24 protein-coding genes and 1 other annotated feature are annotated in these 22762 nt (G+C 51.2%); of the genes, 11 read left to right on the top strand and 13 right to left on the bottom strand.

Features of this window, described 5'->3' with window-relative positions; all coding sequences use genetic code 11:
• Positions 1 to 23: 23 nt before the first annotated feature.
• The 3 genes from bamE to nadK all read right to left on the bottom strand — a co-directional run bounded on the left by bamE (position 24) and on the right by nadK (position 3143).
• Positions 24 to 368 carry an outer membrane protein assembly factor BamE gene (gene bamE, locus OGY68_RS14095; RefSeq protein ID WP_008785524.1) on the bottom strand — a complete coding sequence of 115 codons (345 nt, stop codon included), beginning with the start codon at positions 366 to 368 and terminating at the stop codon, positions 24 to 26.
• A gap of 149 nt (positions 369 to 517) precedes the next feature.
• Positions 518 to 2179 carry a DNA repair protein RecN gene (gene recN / locus OGY68_RS14090; protein WP_008785523.1) on the bottom strand — a complete coding sequence of 554 codons (1662 nt, stop codon included), beginning with the start codon at positions 2177 to 2179 and terminating at the stop codon, positions 518 to 520.
• Between the two features lie 85 nt (positions 2180 to 2264).
• A complete protein-coding gene (gene nadK / locus OGY68_RS14085) occupies positions 2265 to 3143 on the bottom strand; it encodes an NAD(+) kinase (protein ID WP_032944608.1) in 879 nt (292 codons plus the stop codon).
• A 122-nt stretch (positions 3144 to 3265) separates the two neighbouring features.
• Here nadK and grpE point away from each other — a divergent pair, with 122 nt between their 5' ends.
• A complete protein-coding gene (grpE, locus tag OGY68_RS14080) occupies positions 3266 to 3859 on the top strand; it encodes a nucleotide exchange factor GrpE (protein WP_003826408.1) in 594 nt (197 codons plus the stop codon).
• Positions 3860 to 3908: 49 nt separating this feature from the next.
• On the opposite strand, the gene OGY68_RS14075 is transcribed toward grpE, so the two are convergent.
• Entirely contained in the window at positions 3909 to 5198 is a 1290-nt protein-coding gene (locus tag OGY68_RS14075; RefSeq protein WP_008785520.1) for an HlyC/CorC family transporter, read from the bottom strand.
• 18 nt (positions 5199 to 5216) lie between these two features.
• Entirely contained in the window at positions 5217 to 6008 is a 792-nt protein-coding gene (locus OGY68_RS14070; protein WP_003031224.1) for a cytochrome C assembly family protein, read from the bottom strand.
• Between the two features lie 165 nt (positions 6009 to 6173).
• Here OGY68_RS14070 and ffh point away from each other — a divergent pair, with 165 nt between their 5' ends.
• The 5 genes from ffh (at position 6174) to rplS (ending at position 9799) form a co-directional block, all read left to right on the top strand.
• On the top strand, positions 6174 to 7535 hold the full coding sequence (gene ffh, locus OGY68_RS14065; RefSeq protein ID WP_003031226.1) for a signal recognition particle protein: 1362 nt from the start codon (positions 6174 to 6176) through the stop codon (positions 7533 to 7535).
• A 249-nt stretch (positions 7536 to 7784) separates the two neighbouring features.
• The gene (rpsP, locus tag OGY68_RS14060) at positions 7785 to 8033 is read left to right on the top strand and encodes a 30S ribosomal protein S16 (protein ID WP_003031228.1); all 249 of its coding nucleotides are present in this window, start codon (positions 7785 to 7787) and stop codon (positions 8031 to 8033) included.
• 18 nt (positions 8034 to 8051) lie between these two features.
• Positions 8052 to 8600 (top strand): ribosome maturation factor RimM, encoded by a 549-nt coding sequence (gene rimM / locus OGY68_RS14055; RefSeq protein WP_003031230.1) that lies wholly within the window; start codon positions 8052 to 8054, stop codon positions 8598 to 8600.
• Positions 8601 to 8644: 44 nt separating this feature from the next.
• On the top strand, positions 8645 to 9412 hold the full coding sequence (gene trmD, locus OGY68_RS14050; protein ID WP_003031232.1) for a tRNA (guanosine(37)-N1)-methyltransferase TrmD: 768 nt from the start codon (positions 8645 to 8647) through the stop codon (positions 9410 to 9412).
• 39 nt (positions 9413 to 9451) lie between these two features.
• Positions 9452 to 9799: a 50S ribosomal protein L19 gene (gene rplS, locus OGY68_RS14045; RefSeq protein WP_002914145.1), complete on the top strand. Its 348-nt coding sequence runs from the start codon at positions 9452 to 9454 to the stop codon at positions 9797 to 9799.
• A gap of 131 nt (positions 9800 to 9930) precedes the next feature.
• Here rplS and OGY68_RS14040 read toward each other — a convergent pair whose 3' ends face one another.
• The 4 genes from OGY68_RS14040 to OGY68_RS14025 all read right to left on the bottom strand — a co-directional run bounded on the left by OGY68_RS14040 (position 9931) and on the right by OGY68_RS14025 (position 12696).
• Positions 9931 to 10413, bottom strand: a complete 483-nt coding sequence (locus tag OGY68_RS14040) for an OmpA family protein (protein ID WP_032944605.1) — start codon at positions 10411 to 10413, stop codon at positions 9931 to 9933.
• Between the two features lie 12 nt (positions 10414 to 10425).
• A complete protein-coding gene (gene dgcN, locus OGY68_RS14035) occupies positions 10426 to 11652 on the bottom strand; it encodes a diguanylate cyclase DgcN/YfiN (RefSeq protein WP_003826449.1) in 1227 nt (408 codons plus the stop codon).
• Entirely contained in the window at positions 11645 to 12163 is a 519-nt protein-coding gene (gene yfiR / locus OGY68_RS14030; protein ID WP_003826451.1) for a regulatory sequestration protein YfiR, read from the bottom strand. Before yfiR ends, dgcN begins: the two co-directional genes overlap by 8 nt.
• Before the next feature lie 158 nt (positions 12164 to 12321).
• Positions 12322 to 12696: a DUF2799 domain-containing protein gene (locus OGY68_RS14025; RefSeq protein ID WP_057068281.1), complete on the bottom strand. Its 375-nt coding sequence runs from the start codon at positions 12694 to 12696 to the stop codon at positions 12322 to 12324.
• A gap of 215 nt (positions 12697 to 12911) precedes the next feature.
• Here OGY68_RS14025 and aroF point away from each other — a divergent pair, with 215 nt between their 5' ends.
• Positions 12912 to 13982, top strand: a complete 1071-nt coding sequence (gene aroF, locus OGY68_RS14020; RefSeq protein WP_057068280.1) for a 3-deoxy-7-phosphoheptulonate synthase AroF — start codon at positions 12912 to 12914, stop codon at positions 13980 to 13982.
• Positions 13983 to 13992: 10 nt separating this feature from the next.
• Entirely contained in the window at positions 13993 to 15114 is a 1122-nt protein-coding gene (gene tyrA / locus OGY68_RS14015; protein ID WP_003826456.1) for a bifunctional chorismate mutase/prephenate dehydrogenase, read from the top strand.
• 96 nt (positions 15115 to 15210) lie between these two features.
• Here tyrA and pheA read toward each other — a convergent pair whose 3' ends face one another.
• The 4 genes from pheA to bamD all read right to left on the bottom strand — a co-directional run bounded on the left by pheA (position 15211) and on the right by bamD (position 17967).
• The gene (gene pheA / locus OGY68_RS14010; protein ID WP_003826458.1) at positions 15211 to 16371 is read right to left on the bottom strand and encodes a bifunctional chorismate mutase/prephenate dehydratase; all 1161 of its coding nucleotides are present in this window, start codon (positions 16369 to 16371) and stop codon (positions 15211 to 15213) included.
• Between the two features lie 22 nt (positions 16372 to 16393).
• Positions 16394 to 16519 (bottom strand) — a sequence feature (Phe leader region).
• Positions 16471 to 16518 (bottom strand): pheA operon leader peptide PheL, encoded by a 48-nt coding sequence (pheL, locus tag OGY68_RS14005; RefSeq protein WP_100250063.1) that lies wholly within the window; start codon positions 16516 to 16518, stop codon positions 16471 to 16473. (Overlaps the previous feature by 48 nt.)
• A gap of 102 nt (positions 16520 to 16621) precedes the next feature.
• Positions 16622 to 16960, bottom strand: a complete 339-nt coding sequence (raiA, locus tag OGY68_RS14000; protein ID WP_003031244.1) for a ribosome-associated translation inhibitor RaiA — start codon at positions 16958 to 16960, stop codon at positions 16622 to 16624.
• Between the two features lie 269 nt (positions 16961 to 17229).
• Positions 17230 to 17967, bottom strand: a complete 738-nt coding sequence (bamD, locus tag OGY68_RS13995) for an outer membrane protein assembly factor BamD (RefSeq protein WP_003826460.1) — start codon at positions 17965 to 17967, stop codon at positions 17230 to 17232.
• Positions 17968 to 18098: 131 nt separating this feature from the next.
• On the opposite strand from bamD, the gene rluD reads away from it, so the two are divergent.
• From rluD to clpB, 3 genes are all read left to right on the top strand, one after another.
• On the top strand, positions 18099 to 19079 hold the full coding sequence (rluD, locus tag OGY68_RS13990; RefSeq protein ID WP_003826464.1) for a 23S rRNA pseudouridine(1911/1915/1917) synthase RluD: 981 nt from the start codon (positions 18099 to 18101) through the stop codon (positions 19077 to 19079).
• Entirely contained in the window at positions 19076 to 19807 is a 732-nt protein-coding gene (gene yfiH / locus OGY68_RS13985) for a purine nucleoside phosphorylase YfiH (RefSeq protein WP_032944598.1), read from the top strand. The genes rluD and yfiH overlap by 4 nt, the downstream gene beginning before the upstream one ends.
• Before the next feature lie 129 nt (positions 19808 to 19936).
• Positions 19937 to 22510, top strand: a complete 2574-nt coding sequence (clpB, locus tag OGY68_RS13980) for an ATP-dependent chaperone ClpB (protein WP_020996274.1) — start codon at positions 19937 to 19939, stop codon at positions 22508 to 22510.
• Positions 22511 to 22762: the final 252 nt, after the last annotated feature.

Genomic DNA, 22762 nt, shown 5'->3' with positions numbered 1-22762 from the left:
CACCTTTTTTTGATCTGTTAATCCTACTTGTTGTCGGTCAAAGCAGGTTTGTTATCAATGTTCGTCAAAATGCCGCTGCTGTTAAAGGTCAGCGTCAGTGTTTGCTGGGTTACGCCTTCATGACCAGGTTGCTGACGGAACACATAAAACCAGGTGTTAGTGCCAAAAGGATCGGACATCATTGGTGTACCCAGAGCATAAGCAACCTGCTGTTGCGTCATACCCGTGCGCACTTTGGCGACATCGGTAGGTGTCAGATAATTTCCCTGGTTGATGTCAGGGCGGTAAACCACTCGCTCCAGAGTGGAACAGCCTGCAGTCAACATCAGTAGTACTGCTGCAGCAGCAGTCAGCGTTTTACAGCGCATAGTGATTTGATTCCTTTTCGGGCCCGAGCAGTACGCGGCTCATATGTAATATGCCGATGATAATAGACCTTTCACCACTTTAAAACCTTTTGCTGTCGGGTCGGTCGGCGATTTTATGTTGAACTCAGACCTTAACAAGGTAAAAAAGTTTATGCCGCCAGCAGTTCTTTTGCATTTGCGAGGGTATTGCGCGTCACTTCGCTACCGCCAAGCAGGCGGGCTAATTCCTGCAGGCGAGCGCGTTTATCAAGCGGCTGCATGTGTGTTTCGGTCATCGCGCCATCCGTTTCTTTGCTGACGTAGAAGTGTTGATGACCACAGCCAGCAACCTGCGGCAAGTGAGTAACGCACATTACCTGAGTTGACTCGCCCAACTGACGCAGCATTTTTCCCACTACCGCAGCAGTCGGGCCGCTGATACCGACATCCACTTCATCGAAAATCAGCGCCGGTGTTTCCATTTTGCGTGCGGTAATAACCTGAATAGCCAGCGCAATGCGCGACAGTTCCCCACCTGAAGCCACTTTCGCAATCGGCTGCAACGGCTGGCCTGGGTTAGTGGTCACTTTAAACTCTACGCGATCGGCACCGTCTGCGCTCAAATGATGTTCCTCGAATTTCACATCAATGCAAAAGACACCGTGCGGCATTGAGAGAGTATGCATGCTCTCTGTAATCAGTTGTCCCAGCTCCTGAGCATAATGCTGGCGCTGTTTGTGCAGCATTTTTGCCGTTTCCAGAGCCTGCTGGTGGTGATTGTTCACCGCCAGGGTTAAGGTTTCGAGCGAGTCGGCCTGATCGTCTAACTGCTGTTGTTCATCCAGCAATGACTGATAGAACTGTGGCAGCGCTTCAGGGGCAACATGATGCTTGCGGGCCAATGAGATTTGTTTGGAGATACGCTGTTCAAGTTCGAACAAGCGGTTAGGGTCCAAATCCAGACGATCGCAATAGTGGCGCAGCTCGTCGCTGGCTTCGCTGAGTTGGATCGTGGCCTCTTCCAGCATATCCAGGATACCGGAAAGTTTGCCGTCCATGCCTGCCAGTTCAGTGACCAGTTGCTTTGCAGTGTACAGCTGGCTTTGCAGGTTGATGTCTTCGCCATCCGCCAGGATAGCCAGCGCCTGTTGGCTGGTGGTGAGCAATTGCCCGCTGTTAGCCAGACGCTTGTACTCTTCATCAATTTGCTCAAATTCACCCGGCTGCGGGTTGAATTCGTTCAGTTCTTTTAACTGGTATTGTAACAGTTCCGCCCGGGCTGCGCGTTCCTGACTCTGTTGTTGATGATGCGCCAGGTCACGGCAGCTTTGGTGCCACAGCTGGTAGCGCGCAGCCATTTCCTGAGTCAGGGACGCTTCATTGGCGTAACCATCCAGCAGAGACTTTTGGTGTTCTGATTTTGTCAGGAGCTGATGCGCATGCTGACCGTGGATTTGAATAAGCAACTGGCCCAGCTCGCGCAGCTGTGACAACGGTACGGCAGTGCCGTTAATGAAGCCGCGTGAACGTCCATCGCTGCTGATAACACGACGCAGCAAACATTCACGGCCTTCCTCAAGCTGGTTTTCTTCCAGCCAGCGCAGAGCCGCGGGGGTGTCTTTTAAGGCGAATCGCGCGCAGAGGTCGGCTCGCGTAGCGCCTGCACGTACCATGTCGGCGTCTGCGCGTCCGCCCAGGCACAAACCGAGAGCATCAATGGCAATGGACTTACCCGCACCGGTTTCACCGGTAATAACGGTCATTCCGTTCTGGAAATCGATCTCAAGTTCACGAACGATAGCAAAATTGCTGATGGTCAGTTGTGCCAACATAGCTGTTTTCCTGTATGAAAAACCATAACTGTAATTACATACAGTATAAACTGGTTTTTTATACAGTAAAGAGGTTGGCGTTAAATTAGAATAATTTTTTTGACCAGCCTAGTTTAGTGCTTAATGTGTTGAAATAGCTGTAATCTTTTGGGTGTATCAGGTTCAGATGATAATCACAGCGGCGAATTAGTACGTCTTCACCTTCCTGTATAGGCAGGGCGATCTGGCTGTCGCAACTGATTTCCAGATCGTTACGGCGATGAGAGAAGCGCAGGCGAATGGTGCTGCTACTGTTGATCACCAGCGGTCGTGCGGAAAGTGTATGCGGGAACATCGGGACCAGCGTAATAGCATCCAGCGAAGGCGTCAGGATCGGACCTCCGGCAGAGAGCGAATAGGCGGTAGAGCCGGTCGGTGTGGAAATAATCAAGCCGTCCGAACGCTGGGAGAAGGCAAAAATTTCATCGATATAGACTTCAAATTCAATCATGTGCGCCACTTTTCCGGGGTGCAACACAACTTCATTGATCGCAGTGCTAATACGCTTCTGGCAATCCTGTTGGCACACCTGGGCTTCAAGTAAAAAGCGCTTTTCGCTGATGTAGTGGCCTTCCAGCACGTCAGCTAACTGTTGTTGAGCATTGTCTGGGTCAAGGTCGGTCAGAAAACCGAGATTACCGCGGTTAATGCCAATAACCTTGATGTCATAACGTGCCAGGGTGCGTGCGGCGCCCAGCATATTGCCGTCGCCGCCGACTACCACGGCGAGGTCTGCCTGCTGGCCAATCTCTGCGAGCGTACCGGTTTTCACATTTTTCAGCTGCAGCTCGTGGGCGATTTGTTGCTCAACGATAACCTCATAACCTTTGGCGCACAGCCAACGGTAGAGCATTTCATGTGTGGTCAGTGCAGTGGGGTGACGTGGATGCCCCACAATGCCAATACACTTGAAATGTTTGTTCATTTTCTCGAGGTCCTTGTAACGAAGATTAGTGACAATGTGAGTACTTCCCTTGAATCCCTGAATCTGATCCCCATAATAAGCCAAGTTAGCGAGATGAATGCGAAAAAAACGCGGAGAAATTCATGAGTAGTAAAGAACAGAAAACGCCTGAGGGGCAAGCCCCGGAAGAAATTATCATGGATCAGCACGAAGAAGTTGAGGCGGTTGAACCAGACGCTTCTGCTGAGCAGGTGGATCCGCGCGATGAAAAAATTGCGAATCTGGAAGCTCAGCTTGCTGAAGCCGAAACGCGCGAGCGCGACAGCGTGTTGCGTATCAAAGCGGAAATGGAAAACCTGCGTCGTCGTACCGAACTGGACGTAGAAAAAGCGCATAAGTTTGCACTGGAAAAATTCGTCAACGAACTGCTGCCGGTGCTGGATAGCCTGGACCGTGCGCTGGAAGTTGCGGACAAAGACAATGACGCTATGGCGGCTATGGTCGAAGGTATTGAGCTGACTCGTAAGTCAATGCTGGATGTTGTGGCGAAGTTTGGCGTACAGGTGGTTGCAGATATCGACGTGCCGATGGACCCGAACGTGCACCAGGCGATTGCAATGGTAGAGTCTGACGACGTTGCTGCCGGTAATGTGCTGATGGTTATGCAGAAAGGCTATACCCTGAACGGACGTACCATCCGTGCGGCGATGGTCTCTGTGGCGAAAGCCAAAGGCTAATTAGCCTCAGACCGGGTAATGCTGTTGCGCTACCCGGTCTGGATTACTCTCACTGGTCCGATACGCTTTCCCGCAGCGGTTTGACGGGCAACACCTGCACCTGTTTAATCATATTGTCCTGCACGTCGAGAATATCGATATCGTACTGCCCAATACGCACACGTGTGCCGGCAACCGGGATCTCTTCCAGCGCTTCAAGAATAATACCGTTCACGGTACGTGCGTCATCTTCCGGCAGGTGCCAGTTAAACGCCTTATTGATTTCACGAACGTTGGCGCTACCGTCAATGATCACCGAACCGTCATTCTGCGGTGTGACTTCTTCGGCAAGCGTCGGTGACATTGAGGTCGTGAAGTCACCAACAATCTCTTCCAGAATATCCTCGACCGTAACAAGTCCTTGAATATCGCCATATTCATTAACGACCAGGCCCACTTTCTTCTTATTGCGCTGAAATTTAATGAGCTGGGTGCTGAGTGGTGTGCCTTCCGGAACGTAATAAATTTCGTCGGCGGCGCGTAACATGGTCTCTTTGGTGAACTCTTTTTTCTCGGCCATCAATCGCCAGGCTTCACGTACGCGCAGCATACTGATGGCATCGTCGAGCGAGTCGCGATACAGCACAATACGACCGTGCGGGGAGTGCGAAAGCTGACGCACGATTGATTTCCAGTCATCGTTAATATCAATGCCGATGATTTCATTACGCGGGATCATGATGTCATCGACGCTGACTTTTTCCAGATCCAGCACTGACAGCAGCATATCCTGGTTACGGCGTGAGATTTGCGAGCGCGATTCATTCACCAGCGTTCGCAGTTCATCTTTACTCAGCGAACCGCTCACTACGATATCCGTTTTGATGCCCATCATGCGCATCAGAAGCCGCGTGATGGTGTTGAGTAGCCATACTAACGGCATCATCAGAATCTGCAGCGGAGCCAGCAGGACGCTGCTCGGATAGGCAACTTTTTCCGGATATAGTGCGGCAATCGTCTTTGGCAGCACTTCGGCAAAAACCAGCACCACAAACGTCAGTACCCCGGTGGCAATGGCGACGCCAGCATCGCCATACAGGCGCATACCGACAATGGTGCCGAGTGCGGAGGCCAGAATATTCACCAGATTATTACCGATGAGCACCAGGCTTATCAGGCGATCTGGCTTGCGAAGTAACTTTTCAACGCGTTTTGCCTGGCGATTTCCCTGTTTGGCCCGATGGCGTAGGCGGTAGCGATTCAGGGTCATCATTCCAGTTTCAGAACCGGAAAAATAGGCGGAAATGACCACCATGATGAGGAGCGTGATAATGAGCGTGGTGGTGGAGATGTGTTCCACGTAGGGTTCCTTAAAGATTTAACTCACGAACTGCTGCAGGATACGGCTGCCGAAATAGGCCAGCGTCAGAATGCCAGCGCCTGCGACGTTAAACCATACGACGCGACGTCCGCGCCAACCTTCATGGTAATGCCCCCACAACAGAACGATATAGACAAACCATGCCACGATAGAGAGAACGGCTTTATCAATGTTCTCGGTACTGAACAGGTTATGCATGTAAAACAGGCCAGTGCACAGGGTGAGCGTCAGCAGAACCACGCCAATTTGGGTGATATGAAACATCTTCCGCTCAATACTCATCAGTGGCGGCATCTCATTGCTGAAGGCCAGTTTTTTGTTTTTCAGTTGGTAATCGATCCATGCCAACTGTAGCGCGTAGAGCGCGGCGATAATCAGCGTGGCGTAAGCGAACAGTGATAGCCCGATGTGAATCATCATGCCTGGCGTAGCTTCGAGATGGGTGATGAACTCGTTAGGCATAAACGTGGCGAAGGCCAGGTTTATCAGCGCAAAGGCGTAGACAATGGGCAGCAATAGCCAGCCACGATTGCGGGACGCGACGATGGTCATTACCGTACAGATCATCAGGCTTACCAGCGAGCCGACGTTCAACAGACTCAGGTTTTGTCCGCTTTCACCGCCGGGTAGGATACGCGCTTCCAGGGCGATAGCATGGCTTACCAGCGCAACGACCGCAGAGAGAATAGCCATACGCCGCCAGCCGCTGTTTTTTTGCAGCAGAGCGGGAATAATCAGCGCGAGGCTGACTGAGTAGGCGACAAGGGCGAGCAGAGCAAAAACGGGCATATAGGTGTCGACAGTTGGCCAGTGATAAAGAAAAGCAGTATAGCGTTACGTGACCGCTGCTCCAACCGTTGCATAACAACAAAGGCGGCTTCATGTTATACTGCGACAAATTTCTGTTGATGTGTCGCTGTCGCGACCGACCGTTTCCACCCCAGGCGAGAGACAATGTTTGATAATTTAACCGATCGTTTGTCGCGCACGCTGCGCAATATCAGTGGCCGTGGACGCCTTACTGAAGACAACGTTAAAGAGACGCTGCGCGAAGTGCGCATGGCGCTGCTGGAGGCTGACGTAGCGCTGCCGGTAGTGCGTGAGTTTATCAATCGCGTAAAAGAGAAAGCGGTTGGTCATGAAGTTAACAAAAGCCTGACGCCGGGTCAGGAGTTCGTCAAGATTGTCCGTAACGAACTGGTTGCGGCAATGGGCGAAGAAAACCAGACCCTGAATCTGGCTGCACAGCCGCCAGCCGTGGTGCTGATGGCGGGCCTGCAGGGTGCGGGTAAAACGACCAGCGTCGGTAAGCTGGGTAAATTCCTGCGCGAGAAGCACAAGAAGAAAGTGCTGGTGGTCTCTGCGGACGTTTATCGCCCGGCGGCGATCAAACAACTGGAAACGCTGGCCGAGCAGGTCGGTGTCGACTTCTTCCCGTCGGATGTCGGCCAGAAGCCGGTCGATATCGTTAACGCCGCGCTGAAAGAAGCCAAACTCAAATTCTACGACGTGCTGCTGGTGGATACCGCCGGTCGTCTGCACGTTGACGAAGCGATGATGGACGAAATCAAACAGGTCCACGCTTCTATCAAGCCGGTAGAAACGCTGTTTGTGGTCGACGCCATGACCGGTCAGGATGCCGCGAATACCGCAAAAGCCTTTAACGAAGCGCTGCCGTTAACCGGCGTAGTGCTGACAAAAGTTGATGGTGATGCCCGTGGCGGTGCGGCGCTCTCTATTCGTCATATTACCGGTAAGCCGATTAAATTCCTCGGCGTCGGCGAGAAAACCGAAGCACTGGAGCCGTTCCATCCGGACAGGATTGCTTCGCGCATTCTCGGCATGGGTGACGTGCTGTCGCTGATCGAAGATATCGAAAGCAAGGTTGACCGTGCGCAGGCAGAAAAATTAGCCAGCAAGCTGAAAAAAGGCGATGGCTTCGATCTCAACGATTTCCTTGAACAGCTCAACCAGATGAAAAACATGGGCGGTATGGCAAGCCTGATGGGCAAGCTGCCGGGCATGGGTCAGATCCCTGACAATGTGAAATCGCAGATGGACGATAAAGTGCTGGTGCGTATGGAAGCCATCATCAACTCGATGACGATGAAAGAACGCGCTAAGCCGGAAATTATCAAAGGTTCCCGCAAACGCCGTATCGCTGCCGGTTGCGGTATGCAGGTACAGGACGTAAACCGCCTTCTGAAACAGTTCGACGACATGCAGCGCATGATGAAGAAAATGAAGAAGGGCGGAATGGCGAAGATGATGCGTGGTATGAAGGGGATGATGCCCCCAGGATTCCCAGGCCGCTAATCGGCCTGGCTTGTTTGCCATTTCGGCACCGGGGTGTGCTCGCCATCCTCACGTACTGCGTGTACGCTCCGGTGGCTGCGCGCACGCCGGCACCGAACTGACGGCACCGCCAACGGCCTTTTATAGCAGAGTTATCAACTGCTGATTGCATTTTCCCCAGAAATCAGTAAAATTTTCGGGCTTTTAATATGACACCCGGGCTCCGTTCCTCGATGGGGCCTGGGTGTTTTATTCACACAAGAGGATGTTATGGTTACTATTCGTTTAGCTCGTCACGGCGCTAAAAAGCGTCCGTTCTACCAGGTTGTTGTTACCGACAGCCGTAATGCACGCAACGGTCGCTTCATCGAGCGCGTTGGCTTCTTTAACCCAATCGCTAGCGAAAAAGAAGAAGGCACTCGCCTGGATCTGGATCGCATCGCTCACTGGGTTGGCCAGGGCGCGACTATTTCTGATCGCGTAGCTACGCTGATCAAAGCAGCAAACAAAGCAGCTTAATCTGTCACGGTGGTCATGATGAGCAAGCAACTCGCCGCACAGGCTCCTGTGGAACCCATCGTTTTGGGGAAAATGGGGTCTTCTTACGGTATCCGTGGTTGGCTCAGAGTGTTTTCTTCCACTGAAGACGCCGAAAGCATTTTTGACTATCAGCCCTGGTTTATCCAGAAGGCGGGTCAGTGGCAGCAAGTACAGCTGGAAAGCTGGAAGCACCACAATCAGGATCTGATCATCAAGCTGAAAGGCGTTGACGATCGTGATTCGGCGAATCTACTGACTAATTGCGAAATTGTCGTGGATTCCTCGCAGTTGCCAGCGCTGGAAGATGGTTCCTACTACTGGAAAGACCTTATGGGCTGCCAGGTAGTGACTACTGAAGGCTACGATCTCGGTAAAGTCGTCGATATGATGGAAACCGGTTCGAATGACGTCATCGTCATCAAGGCAAACCTGAAAGATGCGTTTGGTATCAAGGAACGTCTTGTGCCGTTCCTCGATGGGCAGGTTATCAAGAAAGTCGATCTCGCTACTCGTACTATCGAAGTAGATTGGGATCCTGGTTTTTAAACCACCGGATAAACGGTAAAAGTCGGCGTTATGGGGATTGGCTTGTGTTTATAGGTATCGTTAGCCTGTTTCCAGAAATGTTCCGCGCAATTACCGATTACGGGGTAACTGGCCGGGCAGTAAAAAATGGCCTGCTGAACATCCAGAGCTGGAGTCCTCGTGACTTTACTCATGACCGGCACCGTACCGTGGACGATCGTCCTTACGGCGGCGGACCGGGGATGTTAATGATGGTGCAACCTTTACGGGACGCCATTCATGCAGCAAAAGCTGCGGCTGGTGAAGGCGCAAAGGTGATTTATCTGTCACCTCAGGGACGCAAGCTTGATCAAGCGGGCGTTAGCGAACTGGCCACGAATCAAAAGCTGATTCTGGTATGTGGTCGCTATGAAGGAATAGATGAGCGCGTGATTCAAACCGAAATTGACGAAGAATGGTCAATCGGCGATTACGTACTCAGCGGTGGTGAGTTACCAGCAATGACGCTGATCGACTCCGTGTCCCGGTTTATTCCGGGGGTACTGGGTCATGAAGCTTCGGCAATCGAAGATTCGTTTGCTGATGGGTTGCTGGATTGCCCGCACTATACCCGACCTGAAGTGTTAGAACAGATGGAAGTACCGGCGGTGTTACTGTCGGGGAACCACGCTGAGATACGTCGCTGGCGTTTGAAGCAGTCGCTGGGCCGGACCTGGCTTAGAAGACCTGAACTTCTGGAAAACCTGGCTCTGACTGAAGAGCAAGCAAGGTTGCTGGCGGAGTTCAAAAAGGAACACGCACAACAGCAACATAAACATGATGGGCAGGCGTAAGCCCCCAATATCAGTTTACCCAGGATAAGAGATTAAATTATGAGCAACATTATTAAGCAACTTGAACAAGAACAGATGAAGCAGGACGTACCTTCCTTCCGTCCGGGTGATACCGTGGAAGTGAAAGTATGGGTTGTTGAAGGTTCCAAAAAACGTCTGCAGGCATTCGAGGGCGTGGTTATCGCTATTCGTAACCGCGGTCTGCACTCTGCATTCACTGTTCGTAAAATTTCCAACGGCGAAGGCGTTGAGCGTGTCTTCCAGACTCACTCTCCGGTAGTTGACAGCATTGCTGTTAAACGTCGTGGTGCTGTTCGTAAAGCTAAACTGTACTACCTGCGTGAGCGCACTGGTAAGTCTGCTCGTATCAAAGAGCGTCTTAACTAAGATTCGCGCAAGCGACATCCTGTTAGAAAAGGGCTGGCCGAAAGGCTGGCCCTTTTTTTATCCCGACGTTTACTCTTTTGTTCTTTATGGCAATGGAAGGACTGCGCGGTGCGCAGCCAGTTGGGGGACGATTATGGTGTCGTGATCACGACCGCCACGCGGCGGTTTTCAGCGCGACCTTTTGATGTCTGGTTGCTGGCAATGGGATATTTCTTCCCGAGTCCCTGAGTCGTCAGGTTGCTGCGGGGTATATTAGCGCCCTGCGCCCAGGCATCGGCAACGACATTAGCGCGTTTGAGTGACAGAGCTTCGTTATAGCTGTCTTCACCGTAGTTATCAGTATGACCATCCAGGCGAGCATGATTTAGCCCGGTAGCTGCCAGTTTGGATGCCATTTCCTTGATCTGTTTTTCACTTTCAGGACGGAGTTTATAGTCATTTTTGTCAAACAGGATGGTGTCAGACAGGCCGAGAGACCAGTCTCCTGATGCTTCAGTAAATCCGTATGATTTCATGGCTGCAATTTGTTCTGGGGTAAATTTCCCCTGAGGTGCCTGACAGCCAGCCAGAATCAGTAAAAGCAGAAGAAACGGGGATAATAAACGTTTTAGCATGTGTGTAATTCCTTATTTTTTAATAATGCGTTCAGAACGCAAATGTTTAGCCTGATACATATTTTGATCGGCAAGTTCTTGTAATTTTTCGGCAGAGGCATGTTCCCACGTCAGCGCAAACCCAATGCTGAGCGTCATGCTTGCCAGATGACCATTATGCAGGTCAAAAGGTCGGTTAAACTCTTGTGACAGTGCCGCGCAGATCCGCTGAACCTCATATTCAGAATGAACGCTGTACAGCACCATGGCGAACTCATCGCCGCCAAGTCTGTATGGGTAATGGCGACTCCCCCCAAACTCGGATAACCTTTTTGCGACTTCAATCAGGACCCGATCCCCCGCTGCGTGGCCCCAGGTATCATTAATAAATTTAAAATTGTCGCCATCAAGGAATAACAATGCCGAGCTGCTGTGGGCGGCATCATCATTCATTAGGGCATTTATGCTGCTGCGAAATGCGGCGCGATTTGCCAGACCCGTCAGAGGATCATGTAGTGCAGTACGCAAAAGCTGAGCGTTTTTTGCCTGCAGTTTAAGTTGCCACTCCTCCATCTCGTCCAGCAGACTATTAAAGTCCAGGGCAAAGAGATGAAACTCTTCAATGCGTTCCTCTGATACGCGCCGTGAAAAGTTACGGTTGGTACGAACATCATGTACCACCTCGGTAATGTTTTGCAGTGCATCCACAACGCCATTGTGTAAATAGCGAGTGAGCATTAATGCAATACCGGATGCCAACAGAATGCACCCGGTAAGGACGGCCAGCGACAAATAGATGAAATGACTAATAACGCTATCGCGCGCAGTCAATCGTACTTCGCCGATGACGTTGCCATTGTGCAAAATCGGCTGAGTGACCGGTTGTGGGAACAGCCAGTGGCTGATCATCCCGCTAATCTTTTCAGTGGTATCCTGCGCGTTATAGCGCCAGGTGGCGATCACCTTCTGGTTTTTATTACGAACTTCTGCAACGGAAAATTGCCCCTGCTGACCCAGTGCCGCCAGCGTTTCAGTTGCTGCAACACTATCAGAAAAGACTAATGCAGCTTCGAGCGTACGGGTCATGGTAGCGGCAGTCAGATCCAGATTCTTTTGCGCATACTGTCTTAATGCCAGCACGGAAGAAATGCTGAGCAGCAGCCAGATCAGCATCATGGTTACCAGAACGCTGATTATGCTGATACGCCGTAATGTTCGCTTAAACGTCGGGCGTGCTATGGGAGAATGGCCCTTATCCATGCTTATTATTCCGTGCAAGCATCAATACGTCTGGACTGACCCTTACGCCGCTGCGTGATAGGGAATCCATATTTACGGAAAATCTCACATCTTCGTCTTTAATTATGAGGCAAAAGGCGCTGCCAATAACGCATTCGGGGTTCTGTTCAGCAATTAATAACAATGCCTTAGTCGGATATTTATTCTTTAATTCCACCTGATAAGTAGGGGATTCTTTTCCAAAATAAAAACCGTCACACTGCGAAACTAATATTTCTTGTTCCGTACGGATGATGACGGGAAGATAGGGTAATGCGCCTGCACTGGTATCTTTCAGGACACTGGAAAAACGCGATGAAGAGAAAATACACAGTTTTGGGGGCCCGGAAAGTGCAGGCCAGCGTGTATAACTGACGATGCCGGAAACCATAGCGCGTACCGATTTTGCTTCTTCCGTAACGCTTTGGGCATACAGCGGTAATCCGGTCAGGAGCAGTGCCAGTAGAAGTATGAGTCGGTAAGAATAGCTCATGAATAGTTACCTACCAGCGTTTGCTGTAAAACGTCGAAATACATTCAAGATTGTTTGCAACAAAATAACATTATTTTCCTAAGCCGTCATTATTCCTGGAATAATGCTATTGGTGATTTAAGTTAAATCCTAATGGTTTATAAAATATAAACCATTGTTTAATTTAACCTTATCGAGGCAGCACCCTCGTTTGCCCCTTGCTGCCAGGCGCTGTGTAACTGGTCAACATTTTCGACAGTATCGCAACTGGGCGGAAAAGTTTTCCCGGTCAGGCCTCTGGCATAAACAAAATCCTGCTGGCAGGTTTTACGTTGTCCCTCGGCGTAACCCTTAAGGTATTCCGTACGATCGACGTCGGGGTCATTGTAGTTGTCGGCAAGCGTTTCATTATCTTTAACGGCATAACCCGAAATGGCATCTTGTATCCCGGCGTCGTACCAGTCGGTACCAGTCCAGGTAGGGGCATGGGTGTAGGGGTCCATCTGACATCCGCTAAGAAGTAATAGAAACAAGATGCTGATGAGTTGCTTCATTGCCTATGCTCCTTCGTTTTTTTAAGCATAGTGGATCTGAAAATTCGGTGATGTAAATTTAAATATACATTTGCAAGGGCTGTTTTTGCCTTTAAATAACATTATGTAAATTAAAATTTACGGATTGTGGATTGAAATCTTTACCTATTGTGATATCGTTATTTCCTCCTCGCTGAGGATCAACTATCGCAAACGAGCTAAACAGGATCACCATCATGCAAAAAGACGCGCTGAACAACGTACATATTACCGATGAACAGGTTCTGATGACTCCGGAGCAGCTGAAAGCTGAATTTCCGCTGAGCCAGGAGCAAGAGGCGCAAATCGCCCAGTCGCGTAAAGCCATCTCAGATATTATCTCCGGTCGCGATCCGCGCCTGCTGGTCGTATGTGGCCCATGCTCCATTCACGATCCTGAAATGGCGATTGAGTATGCTCGTCGATTTAAAGCCCTTGCCGCAGAGGTCAGCGATAGCCTCTACCTGGTGATGCGCGTCTATTTTGAAAAACCCCGTACCACTGTCGGCTGGAAAGGGTTAATTAACGATCCTCATATGGATGGCTCTTTTGATGTTGAAGCAGGTCTGAAAATTGCGCGTCAGCTGCTGCTTGAACTGGTAAATATGGGACTGCCGCTGGCAACTGAAGCGCTGGATCCAAATAGCCCGCAATACCTGGGCGATCTGTTTAGCTGGTCCGCAATCGGTGCCCGTACTACGGAATCGCAGACTCACCGTGAAATGGCTTCCGGTCTTTCGATGCCGGTTGGCTTTAAGAATGGTACCGACGGTAGCCTGGCGACCGCCATTAACGCCATGCGCGCGGCCGCGCAGTCGCACCGCTTTGTCGGTATTAACCAGGCCGGGCAGGTTGCACTGCTGCAAACACAGGGGAATCCGGACGGTCACGTGATCTTGCGCGGAGGTAAAGCGCCGAACTACAGCCCGGCAGATGTCGCCCAGTGCGAAAAAGAGATGGAGCAGGCGGGACTACGACCTTCTCTGATGGTAGATTGCAGTCATGGTAATTCCAATAAAGATTACCGCCGTCAGCCTGCCGTGGCTGAATCCGTGATTGCACAAATCAAAGATGGCAATCGCTCGATCATTGGCTTGATGATTGAAAGTAATATTCACGAAGGCAACCAGTCTTCCGAACAGCCGCGCAGCGAAATGAAATACGGCGTATCCGTAACTGACGCTTGCATTAGCTGGGAAATGACGGATGCGCTGCTGCGTGAAATTAGCCAGGATTTAAACGGCCAGCTGTCGGCGCGTGTAGCATAAGAGGTTGGTTATGGTTGCTGAATTGACCGCATTACGCGATCAAATTGATGAAGTCGACAAGGCGCTGCTGGATTTACTGGCACGCCGCCTGGAGCTGGTTGCCGAAGTAGGTGAAGTAAAAAGCCGCTTTGGGCTGCCGATCTACGTGCCGGAGCGGGAAGCCTCTATGCTGGCCTCTCGTCGCGCGGAAGCGGAAGCCCTTGGCGTGCCGCCGGACCTGATTGAAGATGTGCTACGCCGCGTTATGCGTGAGTCCTACTCCAGTGAGAACGACAAAGGGTTTAAAACGCTTTGTCCTTCTCTGCGGCCGGTGGTGATTGTCGGCGGCGGCGGTCAGATGGGGCGTCTGTTCGAGAAAATGCTCACCCTGTCAGGTTACCAGGTGCGGATCCTGGAACAGCAGGACTGGGATCGCGCGCCGGAGATCGTCTCTGATGCCGGCATGGTGATCGTCAGCGTGCCGATCCACGTCACCGAGCAGGTGATCGCCAAACTACCGCGTCTGCCGTCTGACTGCATTCTGGTGGATCTGGCTTCGGTGAAAAATGGTCCTTTGCAGGCGATGCTGGCTGCACATGATGGCCCGGTGGTGGGGTTACACCCAATGTTTGGTCCGGACAGCGGCAGTCTGGCCAAGCAGGTCGTCGTTTGGTGTGACGGACGTCAGCCGGAAGCTTATCAGTGGTTTCTGGAACAGATTCAGGTATGGGGTGCGCGACTGCATCGGATCAGCGCCGTTGAACATGACCAGAACATGGCGTTTATTCAGGCACTGCGTCACTTTGCGACCTTTGCTTACGGTCTGCATTTAGCGGAAGAGAACGTTCAACTGGAGCAGCTGCTGGCGCTCTCTTCGCCGATTTACCGCCTTGAACTGGCGATGGTTGGCCGTCTGTTTGCCCAGGATCCGCAGCTCTATGCCGATATTATTATGTCGTCTGAGAGCAACCTTGCGCTGATCAAACGCTACTACCAACGTTTTGGTGAGGCGATTGGTTTACTGGAGCAGGGCGATAAGCAAGCGTTTATCGACAGCTTCCGTAAGGTGGAGCACTGGTTTGGCGATTATGCGAAACGCTTCCAGAGTGAAAGCCGTACTTTGTTACGCCAGGCGAATGACAGCCGTCCTTAATTAAGATGCCGGATGGCGGGTTTGCCTTATCCGGCCTTCAAAAATCGTATGAACCGTAGGCCGGATAAGCGTAGCGCCATCCGGCATTGCCAAACGTTAGCTCGGATCGACTGGCACCACGTTCTCACTTGGATAGCATCCCAGTACTTTCATCGAACGCGTAATCTCACCCAGCTCTTTCAATGCTTTTTGCATCTGGGGCGACTCCAGGTTGGCCTGGATATCAAGATAAAACATCTCTTCCCACGGATTGCCGTGAATCGGGCGTGACTCCAGTTTAGTCATAATCAGATTATGGTTACGCAGTACCAGCAGCGCCTCAACCAGCGCACCGGCTTGTTGCCCCGTCGCCATCAACAGGGTTGTTTTTGCCGGAACCTGATCGGAAACATTGATTGCTTTTCGTGCCAGCACCACGAAGCGGGTGATGTTTTGCGACTGGTTAGCCTCAATATGCTCGAGAACCTGCAATCCATACAGTACGCCTCCGGCTTCGCTCCCCAGGGCCGCCACGCGCGGTGAGTTAGCCTGCGCAACTTTTTCCATCGCCGCAGAGGTGCTTTCAGTGTACTCAATCTTCCAGTGCGGGTAGCGATTCAGGAATTTGCTGCACTGCTGGAACGGCTGCGGATGGCTATATACCGTTTCAATAGTCTCAAGATCCGTCGTGCCAGACACCAGTACACAGTGGTCTATCGTAATGGTCATCTCGCCAACGATAGACAGGCTGGTGTGCTGCAGCAGGTCATAAACGTCGTTAATCCCACCGGAGCTGGTGTTTTCAATCGGTACCACAGCATAGTCAGCCTGTCCGGTTTCGACCTGATTAAAGATATCGGCAAATTTTGCGCAGCCGCTTTCAATAAATTGTTCAAAATGGCGGGCAGCGTACTGACGTGCTGCGAGGTGAGAATATGACCCTTTTGGCCCAAGGAAGGCCACGCGCGCGGAGTGTGGGTTAATTTTGTTCAGGTGCTGCTGGAGCAGTGCCTGTTGAGTCAGGACGGAGTCTTCGATTATGAGCTGGAACAGGCGAGTAATGTAGTGAGCATCAAGATGATGTGCTTTGCCAAGCTGAATGAGTCGGTCCAAAAGGTCACGTTCACGGTCGATATCACGAACCGGACGATGCGAAAGCAGTTTGGCTTTACCAACTTCTACGGCCAGTCCACGTCGCTCAGCCAGCAGGGCCAGTAATTTTTCATCCAGCGTGCTGATCTTATCGCGCAGCGCCAGCAATGGGTTTTCCGATGTCATAGTGTTGCCTTTCTTGTTATCAATAAAAAAGGCCTCCCGTTGTGGGAGGCCTTATTGTTCGTCTTCGCATTCTTTATCACACGACGAAACGCCTCCCATTCAGGGGAAGGTAAAAAAGAATGCGAAGAAGAACGGGACAAGTTTCATGTAATTTTCCTTTGGCTACGTCAGTAAAGTACCCGTACTGTTTTCACCCTGTCAACAAAAAACGCGCCCGAAGGCGCGTTGGCGATACACTCAATGTAAGGGACTACTCTTCTTCTGCTTCGACGAAGTTGGCGTCTTTGACTGAAGTTGTTGCACGACGGGCTTCGCCTTTGTGCTGCACTTTATTGAGCTGCCGTTCCAGCTTGTTGATCAAATCGTTAATTGCGGTGTACATATCCTCGTGTTTTGCGCTGGCGACCAGATGTCCGTTCGGTGTATTGATGGTGGCATCAGCAATGAAACCCTGTGGCTCCTTAGACAGAATGATATGTGGATTAATCAGATGAGTTTGCCATTTTTCTAGTTTGGCGAGACGGTCTGCGACATGCTGGCGAATTGCCGGAGTAATTTCCATTTGTTTACTGGTAATGTTCATTGTCATAAATTTTACCTCTTGTCTTTCCCGTCTTGGTGATTCCAGCATACCGTTCCTAATGTCAAAATATGTGATCTAAATCACATTATTTTGTCGCTTTTTGTCAAGAAAACCTTTTTGTGAGGCACCGCAGGAACAGGCGATTTTTTACTTGAGGAATACCTGAAAGCAGGCCATATTTGATGGGATGCGTCGGAGCTAAACCGCTTCAGTTGTGGCGTTAACGGATAAAAAAACGGCAGCCCTTGGGCTGCCGTTTTGCATTCTGAGGCAAATCAGGTATTGCTGCTGTTGGCGGCAATGATTTTCGCGACTTTTTCTGCCTGCGCATTCATCTGCATCTGGCGATAAGCGTTTTCCATCAACGGCAGGGCATTACGTGTTGCCTGGGTATCCGGGTAGTCGCGCAGCATGCCTTCCACACGGTTTACCACGGCAACCCATGCGCCGCGGGCAGTGTAGTATTCTGCAACGGAGTATTCATACTTCGCCAGGCGGTCTTTCAGGAACACCAGACGTTTGGTGGCGTCAGTGGTGTACTGGCTATTCGGATACCCACGCACCAGTTTGGAAAAGTCATTAAACGCAGCTCGGGCATGTTGCGGATCGCGATCGCTACGATCAACACCAAAGAATCCTTGCAGTGCGCTATCATCCAACGCCATATTGGTCAGGCCACGCATATACATGACATAATCAATGTTAGGGTGTGTCGGGTTAAGACGAATAAAACGATCGATGGCAGCCTGAGCAAGTGGCAGATCGGCGTTTTTGTAGTAGGCGTAGATGAGATCTAATTGCACCTGCTGAGAATACGGTCCAAATGGATAACGGTTATCCAACGCTTCCAATTGCGTTATTGCCTGTTTCCAGTTACCGTCCTGCAGCTTTTGCTGAGCAGTCGCGTAGATTTCATTTGGCGGATTATCGGGCACCTCTTCCTTTGAACCAGAGCAACCCGCCAAAAACAGGCTCAACGTGGCTGCTGCCACCAGATATTTCATGCGCGTCATGACGTTTTGACTTTCCTCAAAATGTAATACGGGAGATTCTCTGTTCCTGCTCCCGGTTAAGACCAGCTACAATAGCACACTATATTAAACGGCAAAGCCGTAAAACCCAACGTTAAACGAAGAAGCAGTTTATGGCACAACGAGTAGAACTCACCGCAACAGTCTCCGAAAATCAGCTCGGTCAACGCTTAGATCAGGCTTTGGCCGAATTGTTCCCTGATTATTCGCGATCGCGCATAAAAGAATGGATCCTCGACCAGCGCGTACTGGTAAATGACCAACTTTGCGATAAACCGAAAGAAAAAGTGTTGGGTGGAGAGCGTGTCTCCATCAATGCAGAAATTGATGAAGAGGTTCGTTTTGAACCTCAGGATATCCCACTGGATATCGTTTATGAAGATGACGACATTCTTGTCATTAACAAACCTCGTGACCTTGTAGTGCATCCGGGTGCCGGGAATCCTGATGGTACGGTATTGAATGCGTTACTGCATTACTACCCGCCAATCGCGGATGTTCCTCGTGCAGGTATCGTGCACCGTCTGGATAAAGACACGACCGGATTAATGGTGGTGGCAAAAACGGTTCCGGCGCAAACACGTTTGGTGGAGTCGTTGCAGCTGCGCGAAATTACCCGTGAGTACGAAGCCGTGGCAATTGGTCACATGACTGCTGGCGGAACCGTTGAGGAACCGATTAGCCGTCACCCGACCAAGCGTACGCACATGGCGGTACACCCAATGGGGAAACCGGCGGTAACGCACTATCGCATTATGGAACACTTCCGTGTGCACACGCGTCTGCGGTTGCGTCTGGAAACCGGACGTACGCACCAGATCCGCGTGCACATGGCACATATCACTCATCCGCTGGTGGGCGATCAGGTTTACGGCGGTCGTCCACGTCCACCGAAAGGCGCTTCTGACGAATTTATCTCCGTACTGCGTAAGTTCGACCGTCAAGCGCTGCACGCGACCATGCTGCGTTTGTATCACCCGATTTCCGGTATCGAAATGGAATGGCATGCGCCGATCCCACAAGATATGGTGCAGTTGATTGAAGTGATGCGCGCTGATTTCGAAGAACATAAGGATGATATTGCCTGGCTATGAGTAAGCTAATTGTCCCGCAGTGGCCGATACCGCAAGGTGTCGCGGCGTGTAGTTCTACCCGTATTGGCGGAGTTAGTATGCCGCCTTACGATTCGCTGAATCTGGGCGCCCATTGCGGCGATAACCCGGAACATGTTGAAGAGAACCGCAAACGACTGTTTGCTGCGGGCAATCTGCCGTCAAAGCCAGTCTGGCTGGAGCAGGTCCACGGTAAGGATGTCCTGAAACTGACCGGCGAGCCTTACGCCTGCAAACGCGCAGATGCGTCGTACAGCAACACGCCGGGTACCGTGTGTGCGGTGATGACCGCTGATTGTTTGCCGGTGTTGTTTTGCAACCGTGCCGGAACCGAAGTTGCTGCGGCCCATGCGGGTTGGCGCGGATTATGCGCCGGCGTGCTGGAAGAGACGGTGGCGTGTTTTACCGACAAACCTGAAAACATTATTGCCTGGCTAGGCCCGGCGATAGGTCCAAACGCGTTTGAAGTTGGACCAGAAGTCCGCGAGGCGTTCATGACGAAAGATCCGCAAGCGGACCTCGCATTTGTACCGCGTGGCGACAAGTATCTGGCGGATATCTACCAGCTTGCGCGCCAGCGTCTGTCCAGTGTCGGGGTAGAGAACATCCACGGCGGCGACCGTTGCACCTTCAGCGAAAGTGAGACGTTCTTCTCTTATCGTCGCGACAATACCACGGGTCGTATGGCAAGTTTTATTTGGCTGATATAACCTAAAGAATCAAGACGATCCGGTACGTGTAATTTTCTTTTCACATAATTCAGGTCATTCACCTTGAATAATTGAGGGATGACCTCATTTAATCTCCAGTAGCAATTTTGACCTGTTATGGGAGGAGTTATGCGTCTGGATCGTCTTACTAATAAATTCCAGCTTGCTCTTGCCGATGCCCAGTCACTCGCATTGGGGCACGACAATCAATTCATCGAACCACTTCATCTAATGAGCGCCTTGCTGAATCAGGAAGGGGGATCGGTACGTCCTTTATTAACGTCTGCTGGCATTAATGCTGGCCAGTTACGTACAGCCATTGACCAGGCGTTGAGCCGTTTGCCACAGGTAGAAGGTACCGGTGGCGATGTGCAGCCTTCTCAGGAACTGGTGCGTGTACTGAATCTTTGCGACAAGCTGGCGCAAAAACGTGGGGACAACTTTATTTCGTCAGAACTGTTCGTTCTGGCGGCGCTTGAGTCACGCGGTACGCTGACCGACTTATTAAAATCAGCAGGCGCGACGACCGCCAATATCACTCAGGCAATTGAACAAATGCGTGGAGGTGAAAGCGTGAATGACCAGGGGGCTGAAGACCAACGTCAGGCCTTGAAAAAATATACCGTCGATCTGACCGAACGTGCCGAACAGGGCAAACTCGATCCGGTCATCGGCCGTGATGAAGAAATTCGCCGTACCATTCAGGTGCTGCAACGTCGTACTAAAAATAACCCGGTGTTAATCGGTGAACCCGGCGTCGGTAAAACCGCCATCGTTGAAGGGCTGGCCCAACGCATCATCAATGGTGAAGTGCCGGAAGGCTTAAAAGGCCGTCGTGTACTGGCGCTGGATATGGGCGCGCTGGTTGCTGGGGCCAAATATCGTGGTGAGTTCGAAGAACGTTTAAAAGGTGTGCTGAACGATCTCTCGAAACAGGAAGGCAACGTCATTCTGTTTATCGACGAATTGCATACCATGGTTGGGGCGGGTAAAGCCGATGGCGCAATGGACGCCGGGAACATGCTGAAACCAGCACTGGCTCGCGGGGAACTGCACTGCGTAGGCGCAACAACGCTTGATGAGTATCGCCAGTACATCGAAAAAGATGCAGCGCTGGAGCGTCGTTTCCAGAAAGTGTTTGTGGCTGAACCTTCAGTGGAAGACACCATCGCAATCTTGCGTGGCCTGAAAGAACGTTATGAACTGCACCATCATGTGCAGATTACTGACCCGGCGATTGTTGCGGCTGCTACGCTGTCTCATCGATATATTGCCGATCGTCAGTTGCCGGATAAAGCTATCGACCTTATTGACGAAGCGGCATCCAGCATTCGTATGCAGATTGACTCCAAGCCGGAGGAACTCGACAGACTCGACCGCCGTATTATCCAGCTCAAACTGGAACAGCAGGCATTAATGAAAGAGTCTGATGAGGCAAGTAAAAAACGTCTCGATATGCTCAACGAAGAGCTGGACGACAAAGAACGCCAGTATTCTGAGTTAGAGGAAGAGTGGAAAGCTGAAAAAGCTTCCCTCTCGGGAACGCAAACTATCAAGGCTGAGCTGGAGCAGGCAAAAATCGCCATCGAACAGGCGCGCCGCGTTGGCGACCTGGCGCGGATGTCTGAACTGCAGTACGGCAAAATTCCTGAACTGGAAAAACAACTGGAAGCAGCCACCCAGTCTGAAGGCAAAACCATGCGTCTGCTGCGTAATAAAGTTACGGATGCAGAAATTGCTGAGGTGCTGGCGCGCTGGACCGGGATCCCAGTTGCTCGCATGCTGGAAGGCGAACGAGAAAAACTGTTGCGTATGGAGCAGGAGCTGCACAGCCGCGTGATTGGTCAGAACGAAGCGGTGGAAGCCGTTTCTAACGCCATCCGTCGTAGCCGCGCGGGCTTGTCCGATCCGAATCGTCCGATTGGTTCATTCCTGTTCCTTGGTCCAACCGGTGTCGGTAAAACCGAACTGTGCAAAGCGCTGGCAAACTTTATGTTCGACAGTGACGATGCAATGGTGCGTATCGATATGTCCGAGTTTATGGAGAAACACTCCGTGTCTCGTCTGGTCGGGGCACCTCCGGGATATGTCGGTTATGAAGAGGGTGGTTACCTGACGGAAGCAGTACGTCGTCGTCCTTACTCCGTCATCTTGTTGGATGAAGTGGAGAAAGCACACCCGGATGTGTTCAACATTCTGCTGCAGGTGCTTGACGATGGTCGTTTGACTGACGGACAGGGGAGAACGGTCGACTTCCGTAATACGGTTGTCATCATGACCTCGAACCTGGGGTCCGATCTGATCCAGGAACGCTTCGGCGAGTTGGATTACGGTCACATGAAAGATATGGTGCTGGGCGTCGTGAGCCACAACTTCCGCCCGGAATTCATCAACCGTATAGATGAGGTTGTTGTATTCCATCCGTTGGGTGAGCAGCATATTGCTTCTATTGCTCAGATCCAGTTGCAGCGTCTGTACAAACGTCTGGAAGAGCGTGGCTATGAAATCCATATTTCTGACGAGGCGCTTAAACTGCTGAGCGCGAATGGTTACGATCCGGTGTATGGCGCGCGTCCATTGAAACGTGCTATCCAGCAGCAGATCGAAAACCCGCTGGCGCAGCAAATTCTGTCTGGTGAACTGATTCCGGGCAAAACGATTCGTCTGGAAGTGAATGACGATCGCATAGTGGCAGTGCAGTAAGTCACAAAACAACAATAAACGGGCCCTGCGGGGCTCGTTTTTGTTTAAAATCCAGGCGAAAATGGACGTATTGATTGAAAAGTAATCGCTTGATAAGTTTTTTATATTTTTAACTTGTCAGCCTGAAATAACTCCCTATAATGCGCCTCCACTGACACGGAACAACGGATTGCAAGCCGCCGGGTCAGCGGGGTTCCACTGAGAACTCCGGCGAAGAAAGCGAAATTAAATGCTTGACTTCGTAGCGGGATG

The organism is Citrobacter sp. Cpo065 (genome assembly GCF_030332805.1).
GTDB lineage: Bacteria > Pseudomonadota > Gammaproteobacteria > Enterobacterales > Enterobacteriaceae > Citrobacter > Citrobacter portucalensis.
Note: the sequence above shows the minus strand (reverse complement) of the source record. Positions and strands in the feature narration are given on the sequence as shown.

Coding starts and splice junctions, on each gene's coding strand:
- bamE (WP_008785524.1), bottom strand. CDS start 368: ATGCGCTGTAAAACGCTGACTGCTGCTGCAGCAGTACTACTGATGTTG.
- recN (WP_008785523.1), bottom strand. CDS start 2,179: ATGTTGGCACAACTGACCATCAGCAATTTTGCTATCGTTCGTGAACTT.
- nadK (WP_032944608.1), bottom strand. CDS start 3,143: ATGAACAAACATTTCAAGTGTATTGGCATTGTGGGGCATCCACGTCAC.
- grpE (WP_003826408.1), top strand. CDS start 3,266: ATGAGTAGTAAAGAACAGAAAACGCCTGAGGGGCAAGCCCCGGAAGAA.
- OGY68_RS14070 (WP_003031224.1), bottom strand. CDS start 6,008: ATGCCCGTTTTTGCTCTGCTCGCCCTTGTCGCCTACTCAGTCAGCCTC.
- ffh (WP_003031226.1), top strand. CDS start 6,174: ATGTTTGATAATTTAACCGATCGTTTGTCGCGCACGCTGCGCAATATC.
- rpsP (WP_003031228.1), top strand. CDS start 7,785: ATGGTTACTATTCGTTTAGCTCGTCACGGCGCTAAAAAGCGTCCGTTC.
- rimM (WP_003031230.1), top strand. CDS start 8,052: ATGAGCAAGCAACTCGCCGCACAGGCTCCTGTGGAACCCATCGTTTTG.
- rplS (WP_002914145.1), top strand. CDS start 9,452: ATGAGCAACATTATTAAGCAACTTGAACAAGAACAGATGAAGCAGGAC.
- OGY68_RS14040 (WP_032944605.1), bottom strand. CDS start 10,413: ATGCTAAAACGTTTATTATCCCCGTTTCTTCTGCTTTTACTGATTCTG.
- dgcN (WP_003826449.1), bottom strand. CDS start 11,652: ATGGATAAGGGCCATTCTCCCATAGCACGCCCGACGTTTAAGCGAACA.
- yfiR (WP_003826451.1), bottom strand. CDS start 12,163: ATGAGCTATTCTTACCGACTCATACTTCTACTGGCACTGCTCCTGACC.
- OGY68_RS14025 (WP_057068281.1), bottom strand. CDS start 12,696: ATGAAGCAACTCATCAGCATCTTGTTTCTATTACTTCTTAGCGGATGT.
- aroF (WP_057068280.1), top strand. CDS start 12,912: ATGCAAAAAGACGCGCTGAACAACGTACATATTACCGATGAACAGGTT.
- tyrA (WP_003826456.1), top strand. CDS start 13,993: ATGGTTGCTGAATTGACCGCATTACGCGATCAAATTGATGAAGTCGAC.
- pheA (WP_003826458.1), bottom strand. CDS start 16,371: ATGACATCGGAAAACCCATTGCTGGCGCTGCGCGATAAGATCAGCACG.
- raiA (WP_003031244.1), bottom strand. CDS start 16,960: ATGACAATGAACATTACCAGTAAACAAATGGAAATTACTCCGGCAATT.
- bamD (WP_003826460.1), bottom strand. CDS start 17,967: ATGACGCGCATGAAATATCTGGTGGCAGCAGCCACGTTGAGCCTGTTT.
- rluD (WP_003826464.1), top strand. CDS start 18,099: ATGGCACAACGAGTAGAACTCACCGCAACAGTCTCCGAAAATCAGCTC.
- yfiH (WP_032944598.1), top strand. CDS start 19,076: ATGAGTAAGCTAATTGTCCCGCAGTGGCCGATACCGCAAGGTGTCGCG.
- clpB (WP_020996274.1), top strand. CDS start 19,937: ATGCGTCTGGATCGTCTTACTAATAAATTCCAGCTTGCTCTTGCCGAT.